A 12,629-nucleotide genomic window follows, 5' to 3' on the forward strand; every position below is an offset into this window, starting at 1 on the left:
CGCGAAGCAGATGCCTCGCGGATCGCCGCCACGGCGTGGCGACGGCAGGTTCAAAATCTCAAATGCCCCGGACTTTCGCGCCCCAAACCGAAGTTAGTACGCCTGTCCGAAATCGATAGTGCCAGCGATTGGACAGGTGTCAACTTCCTTGTTGCAAAAGCACGGAGGTGCATATTGACTCGACAAATATCCTTTCCGTCGGCACAAATTTCGCAGTTGCAAACACGGGATCGACACATGGCGGGCAGCATGACGGCCAGTCGCGAAGAGACGGCGAACGAGGCGCTGGAGCGTGCCGTACGGCTGCTCGACGCCGAACCGGAAGCAGCGCTGACGCTGGCCGACGCGGTGCTGAAGAATGCGCCGGGGTTGCCGCCGGCGGAAATGATCGCGTGCCAGGCCCTGCGCCGGCTGGGTAACGCCGGGGCGGCCCTGCCGCGACTCGCCGCGCTGGCCCGCAGGCACCCCGGGGCGCCCCCGGTGCTGTGGGAATGGGCACAGGCGGCCAGCGAAGCGGGGGATGTCCATCAGGCAATCGCCGCGCTCGAAAGTCTCACCCGGCAGCAGCCCGGCGTGGCGAGCGGCTGGTTCCTGCTGGCGGGGGAATTGCGCAAGGACGGCCGCCACGAAGACGGCTGGCGCGCCGACCTTTCCGGCATTCACGCCGCTTCGCGCGATCCCGAACTGGTCCAGGCGGCGATGGCGATGAACGAAGGGCAGCTCGAGGACGCCGCCGCCACCCTGAAGGCACGACTGGAACGGTTGCCCGACGATCCCGTGGGCACCCGCCTGCTGGGCGAGGTTGCCTGGCGGCGCGCGGACATGGCCGAAGCGATGACGCTCGTCCGGCGCGCGCTGGACCTTGCCCCCGGCTTCGATCTGGCCCGCGATTTCCTGATCCGCCTGCTGCTGCAGACCAACCGCCTGCCCGAAGCGCTCGAGCACGCCGAAGTGCTGGCGCGCTCGCCGGTGAACAATCCGGGGCATGACCTGATCATGGCCTCGGTGCTGGTGCGGTTGGGCGATCAGGAACGGGCACGGGTACTTTACGAAAAGCTGCTGGCGCAAAAGGCGGACCAGCCGCAGGTCTGGCAGAACCTGGGCCATGTGCTGAAAACGCTGGGCGAACAGGCTGAAGCGGTGCACGCCTACCGCCAGGCGGTGGCGCACCTGCCAACGATGGGCGAGGCATGGTGGAGCCTTGCCAACCTCAAGACCGTCAAGTTCGGCACGGACGACATCACGGCGATGGAGCAGGCGCTGGCCACCCTGGAGCCGGAGGCGGCGGACCGGCAGGAAGACGTGTTCCACCTGCACTTCTCGCTGGGGAAGGCCTACGAGGACGCGAAGGACTATCCCGCCTCGTTCCGCCACTATGACCGGGGCAACCACCTGCGCCGCACGATGGTGCGGCATGACGCGGACCAGTTTTCAGCGGAAGTGGCCGCGACGCGCGAGACGTTTACCAGCGCCTTCATCGCCGCGATGGGCGAAGGCGGCTGTCCCGCGCCCGATCCGATCTTCGTTGTCGGCCTGCCGCGCTCCGGCTCGACGCTGGTGGAGCAAATCCTTTCCAGCCACAGCCAGGTGGAAGGAACGATGGAGCTGGCGGAGATGATGATCATCGCCAGCCGCCTGCAAGCGCGCGTGGACGAGGGCGAGTTTCCGGATTTCCGCGCGATGGTCTCCTCGCTGACCCCGACGGACCGGCTGCGGCTGGGCGAGGAATATATCGAGCGCACCCGCGTCCACCGCCAGACCGACAAGCCGCTGTTCATCGACAAGATGCCCAACAACTGGCAGCACGTCGGCCTGATCCGGCTAATCCTGCCCAACGCCAAGATCGTCGATGCGCGCCGCCATCCGATGGCCTGCTGCTTTTCCGGCTGGAAGCAGCATTTCGCGCGCGGGCAGACGTTCACGTATGATCTTGGCGACATCGGCCGGTACTATGCCGATTACGTCGCGCTGATGGCCGCGTTCGACCGCCAGGCGCCCGGTGCGGTGCACCGCGTGATCTACGAGAGAATGGTGGCCGATACCGAGGCCGAAGTCCGCCGCCTGCTCGGGCACCTGGGGCTGCCGTTCGAGGAGGCCTGCCTCTCGTTCTGGGAAACCCGGCGGGCGGTGCGCACGGCGAGTTCCGAACAGGTGCGCCAGCCGATCTTCACCGACGCGGTGGAGCACTGGGCTAACTACGCGGAATGGCTGGGCCCGTTGCGCGCCGCACTCGGCCCGGTGATCGACGCCTATCCGGACGCTCCTGCCAGCTAACCCACGGGCATGTTGTCGATCAGCCGCGCCTTGCCGATCCGCGCGGCCACCAGCAGACGGGCGGGCCGTCCGGTCAGGGCCGCCACCTCCTCCAGCGTCGCCGCATCGCGCAGGTCGGCGTAATCGATCGAGGCGAAGCCGGAAGCGAGAATTTCGGCACGCAGCGTAGCGAGCGTACCGGCCACCCCGGCGCCGCCTTCGATCGCGGCGATCGCCTTGCGCATCGCCTGCGAAAGGCCCGCCGCCTGAGCCCGTTCCGTGGGCGTGAGATACTGGTTGCGGCTGCTCATGGCGAGGCCATCGTCCTCGCGCACCGTGGGCACGCCGATGATCGCGTCGGCACAGGGCTGCGTCAGATCGAGATCGCGCGCCATGCGGCGGATGATGGCCAGCTGCTGCCAGTCCTTCTCGCCGAACAGCGCGATATCCGGCCGCACCTGGTTGAACAGCTTGCACACCACCGTCGCCACGCCATCGAAATGCCCCGGCCGCGCCGCGCCGCACAGCACCGCGTCCAGCCCGGAAACCGAGACATTGGTGGCATAGCCATCGGGATAGACCTGATCGACCGTGGGCGCCCACAGCAGGGCCACCCCCTCGGCCTCCAGCAGCGCCGCATCCTGCGCCATGCGGCGCGGATAGGCATCGAGATCCTCGTTCGGGCCGAACTGGCGCGGATTGACGAAGATGGAGACGGCCACGTGGTCGGCGCGGCGCCGCGCCTCGCGCACCAGCGTCAGGTGCCCCTCGTGCAATGCCCCCATGGTGGGGACGATCGCGAGGGTTTTTCCCCCGTTTTTGAGCAGGTCCACCGCTTCGCGCAGGGTATCGAGCCTAGAGATGGTTTGCACCGGGCCTGCCTCTCCTTTAATTCACGACAAGGGACGAAGCGGGGTTCCTACCCCCCGTCCCCCTCCGGCGGCAAGCACTGCCGGACCTGTCGGCAACACAAGCAGCGAGTTCATTCCTTGTCCATCGGAGCACCGCCACCCGCACCGCAGCAGCCCGCAGGTCCGCACCGGATCGTCTTTGCCAACGAAAAGGGCGGCACCGGCAAGTCCACCACCGCCGTGCACGTGGCGGTCGCGCTCGCCTATCAGGGCGCGCGCGTGGCGGCGATCGACCTCGATGCGCGGCAGCGCACGCTGCACCGCTATCTGGAAAATCGCGCGGAAACGCAGAAGCGCCGGCAGATCGATCTGCCGACGGCGACGTTCGCGGTCTATGGCGGTGACAATGTTGACGAGCTTGAAGCGCTGACCGAACAGCTTTCCGCCGGGCACGATTTCATCGTGTTCGATACCCCGGGGCGTGACGATCCGCTGGCCCGCCACGTCGCCACCCGTGCCGATACGCTGGTCACGCCGCTGAACGACAGCTTCGTGGATTTCGACCTGATCGGGCAGGTGGACGCGGAAACCTTCAAGGTCCGCCGCCTTTCGTTCTACGCCGAACTGATCTGGGAAGCCCGCAAGAAGCGCGCGATGACCACGATTCGCGAAGCGCGGCGCGAGATGGACTGGGTGGTCGTGCGCAACCGCACCCAGCATATCGAGGCGCGCAACCAGCGCCGCATCGATCAGGCGCTGGTCGAACTGTCCAAGCGCGTCGGCTTCCGCATCGCCAGCGGCCTGTCCGAACGCGTGATCTATCGCGAACTGTTCCCGTCGGGTCTGACGCTGCTCGACAAGGGTCATCTCGGCGAACTCGGCACCAGCCACCTTGTGGCGCGGCAGGAGCTGCGCTCGCTGGTCGCGGGCCTCAACCTGCCGATGCCCACCGGCGCGCTCGGCGCTCATGCGGGGACGCTGGAAAGCGCCGCATGATCAAGCTGATCTGGCTTGCGGTCCTGGCCAGTGTCGCCGTGCGATTGCTTGCCGGGCGCTGGCCATGGGAACTGTGGCGCGACAGCGAGCGCGCCGGCGCCGAAAGCCGTGCGCGCACGCTGCTGGGCGTGCCCCCGCAAGCCTCGCGGGATGACATCGTGGAGGCTCATCGCCGCCGGATCGCACAGGTCCATCCGGATCGTGGCGGCTCGTCGGAAGCGGTCCACGAAGCCAATGCCGCACGCGATCTCCTGCTCGGGCGGCTGGCGGAGCGGCGGTGACATCGCCCGTGCGGCCGCCGCGTCGACGGGGCGGCGGATCATGACGCACCGTTTTCATCCCTCCATCCTGCGCGAATACGACATCCGCGGCGTGGTCGGGCAAACGCTGGGCGAAGCCGACGCCCGCGCGATCGGGCAGACGTTCGGAACCCGTGCCCGGGCGGAAGCCGAAGCGCCGCGCATCGTGGTGGGCCGCGATGGCCGGCTGAGTTCGCCCGCGCTGGAGCAGGCGCTGGTGGAAGGGTTGCTCTCCGCCGGCGTCGATGTCGTGCGGATCGGGCTGTGCCCCACCCCGATGCTCTACTTCGCCGAAGCGACGCTGGACGGCGTTACCGGCGGCATCCAGGTCACGGGCAGCCACAATCCGGCCGACCAGAACGGCTTCAAGTTCGTGCTGCGGGGCCGCCCGTTCTTTGGCGAAGCCATCGCGGAACTCGCTTCCATGGCGCAGGCGGGGAACCATGCCACGGGCACGGGGCAGGTCACCGACGCCGCGGTGATCGACAGCTACGTCGCCACGCTGCTCGCGGCTCTCGATGGGATCGAACCCGCCGTGCTCGGCGGGTTGCGGATCGGCTGGGATGCCGGCAACGGCGCCGCCGGCCCGGTGGTCGACAGGCTGGTGGAGCGGATGCCCGGCTTTCATGTCCGCCTGCATACCGCAGTGGACGGCCGCTTCCCCAACCACCATCCCGACCCGACGGTGGAAGCCAATCTGGACGACCTGCGCGATACCGTGGCCGCGCACGCATTGCAGTTCGGCGTCGCGTTCGACGGGGACGGCGACCGGATCGGCGTGGTCGACAGTGTGGGCCGCGTGATCTGGGGCGATCAGCTGATGATGATTTTCGCCGAGGACGTGCTGCAAGCGCGCCCCGGCGCCGCGATCGTGGCCGACGTGAAAGCCAGCAACCATCTGTTCGCGCGCATCCGCGCGCTGGGCGGACAGGCCCACATGTGGAAGACCGGCCACAGCCTGATCAAATCCCGCATGGCCGAAATCGGCGCGCCGCTGGGCGGCGAGATGACGGGGCATATCTGCTTTGCCGATAGCTACTTCGGCTTCGACGACGCGCTCTATGCCGCGATCCGGCTGATCGTCGCCACCGTGCGGCTGGGCCGGTCGGTCACGGCGCTCCGCGGCGCGATGCCCGAATCGGTCAATACGCCCGAACTGCGCTTTCCCGTGGCGGAGGAGCGCAAGTTCGCGGTGATCGCTGACGTGACGGAGCGCCTGCGCCAGAGCGGCGCCGCGGTCGAGACCATCGACGGGGCGCGCGTGACAACACCCGACGGCTGGTGGCTGCTGCGCGCATCCAACACGCAGGCCGCGCTGACCGCGCGCGCCGAAAGCGACGATGCGGATGGCCTGGCGCGGTTGCTGGACGCGATCGACGCGCAACTTGCCGCATCGGGCGTCGCGCGCGAAGCGGGGCTCCCTTGATCGAAACAAGTCCGGAAAGGGGGCGCCTCCGCGGGCGGAAGCGCCCCACCGGGGCCAACACCAGGATGGAGGCTCGGCTCCGGCAATACCGCGCAGACCCGTATTGTTCCAATTCAGGACACTATAGAGCTTTCCCGCGCGCAGGTCAGTCCCGAAATTTCAGCGGGCTACGCCTTTTTGGCCCGTTCCGGACAAATTGTGCGATATTTCAACGATGAATAGAGGCGCAATTCCCCCCGAAATCAGCGCTTGGTTCGCCACGCGAAACTGGCGCGTCCGGCGGCACCAATGCGACATGCTCTCCGCCGACGACTCGCGGCGGCACGCCCTGCTCGTGGCCGATACTGGCGCGGGCAAGACCCTGGCGGGTTTCCTTCCGACGCTCGCGGCATTCGCGCCATCGCGGCTGGGTGGGATGCCTCCTCCCGACAGCCTCCACACGCTCTACGTTTCGCCGCTCAAGGCGTTGGCGCACGACGTTCAGCGCAATCTCATGGCGCCGGTGGAAGCGATCGGCCTGCCGATCCGCATTGAAACGCGCAGCGGCGATACCCCATCGGACCGCAAGGCCCGTCAGCGCGCCCGTCCGCCGCACGTGCTGCTGACCACGCCCGAATCGCTATCGCTGCTGCTGAGCTATCCCGAAGCGCAGACGATGTTCGCCGGCCTGCAGCGCATCGTCATCGACGAGGTCCATGCCTTCGCCTCGGGCAAGCGGGGCGATCTGCTGGCGCTGGCGATGACCCGGTTGCAGGCGATCGCCCCGCAACTGCGTCGCAGCGCGCTGTCGGCAACCGTGGCCGATCCGGACGCCTACCGGCGATGGCTGGCGCCAGGTGGAGATGCGGCGGCGGTTACGCTGGTCGAGGGGGAGCCCGGCGCGCCGCCGGAAGTCGATATCCTGCTGCCGGTGGAGCAGCGCGTCCCCTGGGGCGGGCACGCCGCCGCGTGGGCGGTGCCACAGCTTATGGACGCGATCCGCGCCAACCGGACGACGCTGGTCTTCACCAACACGCGGTTCCTGGCCGAATTCATCTTCGAAAAGCTGTGGGACGCGAACGAGGATCACCTGCCGATCGGCATTCACCACGGCTCGCTGTCGAAAGAGGCGCGGCGCAAGGTGGAAGGCGCGATGGCACGGGGAGAACTGCGCGCGCTGGTCGCCACCGCCAGCCTCGATCTTGGCGTCGACTGGGGCGATATCGATCTCGTCGTGCAAATGGGCGCACCCAAGGGGTCGTCGCGGCTGATGCAGCGGATCGGGCGCGCCAACCATCGGCTCGACCAACCGAGCCGCGCGCTGCTGGTGCCCGGCAACCGCTTCGAATTTCTGGAAGCCACGGCGGCGCAGGACGCGGTGCGCGAAGGCCAGCGCGATGGCGAGGAGTTCCGCGCGGGCGGCCTCGACGTGCTGGCGCAGCATGTCATGGCCTGCGCCTGCGCGGGGCCGTTCGACGAGGCCGCGCTGCTGGCCGAAGTGCGTTCGTCCGATGCCTATGCCTGGATCGACGATGCGATCTGGAAGCGCGTGCTCGCGTTCGTGGCCACCGGCGGCTACGCGTTGCGCGCCTACGACCGGTTCCGGAGAATCGTGCCCGGGAACGACGGAACGTGGCGCCTCGCGCATCCCGAACACGCCGCGCGGTTCCGCATCAACGCCGGGATCATCATCGATTCCGAAATGCTGGAGGTTCGATTCCGCAACGGGCGTTCGCTGGGGCGGGTGGAGGAAGGCTTCGGCGCCGCGCTCAGCCCCGGCGACACGTTTCGCTTTGCCGGGCTGGACCTGGAAGTGGAAAGCGTGCGCGATCTGGATCTGATCGTGCGCGCGGCAAAGGCATCGGGCCGCATCCCCAGCTACATGGGCGCTCGGATGCCGCTCACCACCCACCTTTCGGACCGGGTGCGCGCGATGATCGTCGATCGGGCAGGATGGGCGCGCTTCCCGGATGACGTGCGCGAATGGCTTGAAATGCAGGACTGGCGCAGCCGCCTGCCCGGCCCGGGCGACTTGCTGGTCGAAAGCTTCCCCCACGCCGGCCGCCACTACACCACCTATTACACGTTCGAAGGCTGGAACGCGAACCAGTCGCTGGGCATGCTGATCACGCGGCGCATGGAGGACCAGGGGCTCGGACCGATGGGCTTCGTCGCCAACGACTATTCGCTGGCAGTCTGGGGCCTGCGGCCGGTGGACGATCCGGCCAGCCTGCTTTCGCCCGACATTCTCTCGCACGAGTTCGTCGAATGGGTGCAGAACTCCTACATGCTGCGGCGCGCGTTCCGCGAAGTGGCGGTGATTTCAGGGCTGGTCGAGCGACAGCAGCCCGGTCAAGGGCGATCGGGGCGCAAGAGCGGCCGGCAGGTCACCTTCTCGACCGATCTGATCTACGACGTGCTGTGCAAGTACGAGCCGGACCACGTGCTGATCCAGGCCGCCTGGGCCGACGCACGGGCGCGGCTGACCGACGTGGGCCGGCTTGCCGATCTGCTGGAACGCGCCTCCGGGCAGCTCGTCCACGTTCGGCTGGATCGGGTCAGCCCGATGGCCGTGCCGGTAATGGTGATGATCGGCCGCGAGAGCCTGCCCGCCGGCGCGGCCGACGAGGAATTGCTGATCGAAGCCGAAACGCTGGCCGCCGCCGCGATGCGTCCGGCTTGATACGCTGCGAACGTAGAGATTTCCCACCCCCAACCCCTCCCGCAAGCGGGAGGGGAGCGAGACTTGCGCTGCCGTAGGCGGCGCTGGTCGCAGCGGGGTGAGCCAGCTACGCTTCACGCGTTCAAACTGCGCAACCCCCAAAAGCAAAGGGGGACGGATTGCTCCGTCCCCCCTCGTTCGTTCCCGCAAGGGGCGCGATGCTTATTCGCCGGCCTTCTGGAAGGTGGCGAAGTTCTCGTTGCCGACGAAGCCGAACTTCGTGACCTTCGAATCCGTGATGATCTTCAGGATCCGGTTCGCGGTCTCGTAGCTGGCGTATTCTTCCGGCTGGAACTGCAGTTCCGGTTCCGGATTCATCGCCTTGGTGGCCGACAGCAGCGAAACGAGCTGGCCTTCCGTCGTCGGCGCGCCGTTCCAGAGGATCTGGCCGGCGGTCGTGAGAACAAGCTTGTTCTTGACCGGATCGACCTTCTGGTCCGGGTTCGGCGGGCTTGCCTGCGGGAGGTTGATGTTGACCGCGTGGGTGGCCACGGGGATGGTGATGATGAACATGATGAGGAGAACGAGCATGACGTCGATCAACGGCGTCGTGTTCATTTCCATCATCGGCGAGCCATCATCCTTGCCGCCGCTCATTGCCATAAGGAGTTACTCCTGTTCGCTCTCTGGCCTGGTGTAACCGTTCGGTGACGGACGTCAGCCGTTCGGATCGACCGGGGTCGAGATGAAGCCGACCTTGGGGTAGCCCGCGGCCTGCACGTTGTAGATCGCACCGGCGATGCACTTCCACGGAACGTTGACGTCGCCGCGAATGTGCACTTCGGGGATCTTTTCCGGGTCCATGTTGGCGGCGCCGCCTTCACGCTTCACGATCGCATCGAGACGATCGAAAGCCTGCTTGTACAGCTCCTGGTTGTCCACCGGCGTGATATTGTTGAAATAGACGCGGCACTGGCCGTTACGCGTCGAACCCTCGTAGCCAGGCTCCTTGGGGCTGCGCCCCGAGGCATCCGTGGAAACGACCGAGAGCATCAGGTTTTCGACCTTGTTCTGCGATTCCTCGGAGACAAGGATCGGAACCTTCAGCTTTTCGACCGTCTGGATCGCGACTGGCACCGCGATGAGGAAGATGATCAGCAGCACGAGCATCACGTCCACGAGCGGCGTGGTGTTGATGTCCGACATCGGGCGCTCTTCGCCGCCGCCACCTACAGACATTGCCATTGGTTACATCCTATCCGATTTGAGCCACGGGAGGGCCGGAGGTTCGGTTCGCGGTTCCCCGCCAACCTGGGCCTCCGGCAAGACCCGTGTTCCGGACAGGACCGGCGGCGAACCGCCGGTCCCGGCTTTCGATTACTTCTTGACCGGAGCCGCGGCGGCCGGAGCAGCCGGCTTGGCAGCGGGAGCGGCCGGAAGAGCCGGCTTCACCACGCCCTTCGAGGCGAGGTTCGCGAGAACGTCGGTGCTGAAGCCGGTCAGCAGTTCGGCAACGCGCTTGTTGCGGCTCTGCAGGTAGTTGTAGGCAAGCACGGCCGGAACGGCGACGAGCAGACCCAGCGCGGTCATGATCAGAGCTTCACCGACCGGACCCGCGACCTTGTCGATCGAGGCCGAACCGGCGAGACCGATCGCGATCAGGGCGCGATAGATGCCGACGACGGTACCGAACAGACCGATGAACGGCGCGGTAGCACCCACGGTCGCGAGGAACGGCAGGCCGCCAGCGAGCTTGGCGTTGATCGTGGCTTCCGAACGGGCGAGCGAACCGTGCAGCCAGTCGTGGGCTTCGGTGGCGTCCATCTTCGAAACCTGTTCGTCGGCGGCGATACCGTCGTCGACGACCTGGCGCCAGGCCGAGTTCTTCTCGAGCTTGGTGGCGCCTTCCTTCAGCGAGGCGGCGCGCCAGAAACCGGCGATGCTCTTGTACTGGCCCAGGATCTTCTGCTGTTCGAAGAACTTGGTGAACAGGATGAAGAACGAACCGAACGACATGATGCCGAGGATCACGACGGTGGCGTAGGAAATGAAACCGCCGGCCTGAAGGGCTTCGACGAAGCCGAACTTGTTCTGCGGCGCGGCATCGGTGGCCGCAGCGGCGAGAGTCTGGATAAACATTCGGGTCTTCCTCTCAAAATCAAGTCAAAGTGCGAAAAGCTGATGATCGCGGAGAACGCTATTTCAAAACTTCCCCGGGGTCTGCCGGATCAATCCTTCGGGATGACCCAGCGGATCGAGCTTGCGTAGCTACCCGTGGTCGGATTGCCCTCGCCATCGGTGGCCGGAGTGAAGCGCGCGCGACGACGGACGTTCGCGCAGGTCGCATCGTCCAGATCAGGGCTGCCGCTCGACTTGGTGATCTGACAATCGACCACCTTGCCGTCGGTACCGATGGAGACACGGAAGCCCGTGACGCCTTCGCGTTCTTCACGCAGCGCGCGCGAAGGATAGTCGTTCGACGTCGCCCAGTTTGCCGGACTGCCCTTCGGCGAAGCGCCCTTGGGCTGGAACCGGGGAGGCGGCGGCGGCGGCGGCGCGGCGGGAGCCGGCGGCAGCACGACAGGCGCAGGCGCAACGACCGGCGGCGGCGTGGTAACGGCCTGAACCTGCGGAGCCGGCGCGTTAAAGCTGATCGGCGGCGGCGGAGCCACGATCGGCGGCGGCGGCGTATCCTGCTTCGGCGGCGGAGGCGGCGGTTCCTCCGGCGGCTTGTCTTCCTCGATCTTGACCGCCGAGGTCACCTCTTTCACCTTCTTGAACGCCGAGTACGCCAGCCCGCTCACCAGCGCATAGCCAACGACGACATGAAGGATCGCGACGATGATGAGCGCGGTGATCTTGTTACCGCTCATCTGTTGGTCAGCGTATGCCATTCAGCTCCAATACTCCATGATCCTCCACTCCGGTCCCGAACCGACGCACCCCCCGGTGCGCCGATTCCGGCCAAAGCAGAGCCTTCGGACAGAATCACCGTTCCATCCGACTGGCCAAACCAATAGAATTCAATCCACCCTGCCGGCAACCCGGTTACCGCCGACATCGGGCGCAAGGAGCCCGGCGGCGGCATCTCGGACTTGTGTTTTCAGCATTGCCCGAACGGGGCGAGCTTTAACGCCGAAGGCAAAGGCGCGCAAATGCTTTTCCGGTTAAGGTTCGATTCACGGTTGCACTGTCTGAAAATCCGGAAAAAACCGACGTACCTGATCACAGCGGAAGGACCGCCCATGCCCCCTATCCCGTTCCGCGTCCCAGCGCTCGCCGCGGCCCTCGCGCTGGCCGGCCTGACCAGCCCTGCCGGGTCGCAAACCCCGGCTCAACCCGCGATTCGCACCGCCTTTCCGGTGACGGCAACGTATGCGGACCTCGCCGATCTGGCGGTGCCGGCGCGCATCGTCGCGCGCGCGGAGGTGACGAAGATGGCGCCCCTTAAACCCGAACAGGCGCCCGATGTGGCGCCCGGCCACATCCGCGTCTATCTCGAAGCCCGCACCACCGCCGTCCTGATTGGGTCCGATCTGGGCGAATCGCTGCGGTTTCTGGCCGACGTGCCGCTCGATGCGCTGGGGAAAGCGCCCAAGCTCAGGAAAACGCAGGTCCTGCTCTTCGCGCAGGCGGTGCCCGGCCGGCCCGGCGAGCTACGGCTTGTCGCGCCCGATGCGATCATCCCGGCCACGCCCGAAGTCGAGGCCACCACCCGGTCGATCCTGACCGCGCTCGTCGCGCCCGACGCCCCGCCGATGATCACCCGCCTGCGCGAGGCGCTGCACGTATCCGGCAATCTCGTGGGCGAAGGCGAAACGCAGCTTTTCCTCGCCACGGCGAACGGGGCGCCGGTTTCCATCTCGATCCTGCGCCGCCCGGGTGAACCGACGCGCTGGGGCGTCAGCTTTACCGAAATCGTGGACCAAGCCGCGCGCCCGCCGGCGAAGGATACCCTGGCCTGGTATCGGCTCGCCTGTTTCCTCCCCCCCGCGCTGCCGCCACAGGCCAACCTTTCCGGATCGCCGGCAGACCGGCGCGCGGCCGCAGAGGACTATGTGCTGGTGCTGACAGACCTTGGCCCCTGCACGCGCAGCCGCCAACCCGCCGGTTAAGGCCCGGGTGAGGGCTTGCCGGCACCGTCGGCGCGGCTACAAGGCGGC

General features: G+C 66.8%; 11 protein-coding genes. 6 read left to right on the plus strand and 5 right to left on the minus strand.

From position 1 onward, the window contains the following. Nucleotides 1–249: 249 nt before the first annotated feature. Complete coding sequence (locus NMD1_RS06285) at nt 250–2,274, plus strand: tetratricopeptide repeat-containing sulfotransferase family protein (RefSeq protein ID WP_125954169.1); 2,025 nt, start codon at nt 250–252, stop codon at nt 2,272–2,274. On the opposite strand, the gene panC is transcribed toward NMD1_RS06285, so the two are convergent. Next, a complete protein-coding gene (gene panC / locus NMD1_RS06290; protein ID WP_125954083.1) occupies nt 2,271–3,125 on the minus strand; it encodes a pantoate--beta-alanine ligase in 855 nt (284 codons plus the stop codon). The two genes, NMD1_RS06285 and panC, sit on opposite strands and share 4 nt — an antisense overlap. 123 nt (nt 3,126–3,248) lie before the next feature. Here panC and NMD1_RS06295 point away from each other — a divergent pair, with 123 nt between their 5' ends. The 4 genes from NMD1_RS06295 to NMD1_RS06310 all read left to right on the plus strand — a co-directional run bounded on the left by NMD1_RS06295 (nt 3,249) and on the right by NMD1_RS06310 (nt 8,487). After that, complete coding sequence (locus NMD1_RS06295; protein WP_124808236.1) at nt 3,249–4,100, plus strand: division plane positioning ATPase MipZ; 852 nt, start codon at nt 3,249–3,251, stop codon at nt 4,098–4,100. After that, nucleotides 4,097–4,381: a molecular chaperone DnaJ gene (locus NMD1_RS06300; RefSeq protein WP_124808082.1), complete on the plus strand. Its 285-nt coding sequence runs from the start codon at nt 4,097–4,099 to the stop codon at nt 4,379–4,381. Before NMD1_RS06295 ends, NMD1_RS06300 begins: the two co-directional genes overlap by 4 nt. A gap of 40 nt (nt 4,382–4,421) precedes the next feature. Continuing rightward, a complete protein-coding gene (gene pgmG / locus NMD1_RS06305) occupies nt 4,422–5,825 on the plus strand; it encodes a phosphoglucomutase/phosphomannomutase PgmG (RefSeq protein ID WP_124808081.1) in 1,404 nt (467 codons plus the stop codon). A 214-nt stretch (nt 5,826–6,039) separates the two neighbouring features. Further along, nucleotides 6,040–8,487 (plus strand): ligase-associated DNA damage response DEXH box helicase, encoded by a 2,448-nt coding sequence (locus NMD1_RS06310; RefSeq protein WP_125954084.1) that lies wholly within the window; start codon nt 6,040–6,042, stop codon nt 8,485–8,487. Nucleotides 8,488–8,688: 201 nt separating this feature from the next. Here the strand turns inward: NMD1_RS06310 and NMD1_RS06315 are convergent, their stop codons facing one another. From NMD1_RS06315 to NMD1_RS06330, 4 genes are all read right to left on the minus strand, one after another. Next, nucleotides 8,689–9,129, minus strand: a complete 441-nt coding sequence (locus tag NMD1_RS06315; RefSeq protein WP_124808079.1) for a biopolymer transporter ExbD — start codon at nt 9,127–9,129, stop codon at nt 8,689–8,691. Nucleotides 9,130–9,183: 54 nt separating this feature from the next. Then, on the minus strand, nt 9,184–9,711 hold the full coding sequence (locus tag NMD1_RS06320; protein ID WP_124808078.1) for a biopolymer transporter ExbD: 528 nt from the start codon (nt 9,709–9,711) through the stop codon (nt 9,184–9,186). A gap of 132 nt (nt 9,712–9,843) precedes the next feature. Beyond that, on the minus strand, nt 9,844–10,605 hold the full coding sequence (locus tag NMD1_RS06325; RefSeq protein ID WP_124808077.1) for a MotA/TolQ/ExbB proton channel family protein: 762 nt from the start codon (nt 10,603–10,605) through the stop codon (nt 9,844–9,846). A gap of 89 nt (nt 10,606–10,694) precedes the next feature. After that, the gene (locus NMD1_RS06330) at nt 10,695–11,360 is read right to left on the minus strand and encodes an energy transducer TonB (RefSeq protein WP_124808076.1); all 666 of its coding nucleotides are present in this window, start codon (nt 11,358–11,360) and stop codon (nt 10,695–10,697) included. 351 nt (nt 11,361–11,711) lie between these two features. On the opposite strand from NMD1_RS06330, the gene NMD1_RS06335 reads away from it, so the two are divergent. Then, nucleotides 11,712–12,581 (plus strand): hypothetical protein, encoded by an 870-nt coding sequence (locus NMD1_RS06335; RefSeq protein WP_125954085.1) that lies wholly within the window; start codon nt 11,712–11,714, stop codon nt 12,579–12,581. Nucleotides 12,582–12,629 lie beyond the last annotated feature (48 nt).

Origin of the sequence: Novosphingobium sp. MD-1 (genome assembly GCF_001014975.1) — a bacterium.
In the GTDB taxonomy this organism is placed as follows: domain Bacteria; phylum Pseudomonadota; class Alphaproteobacteria; order Sphingomonadales; family Sphingomonadaceae; genus Novosphingobium.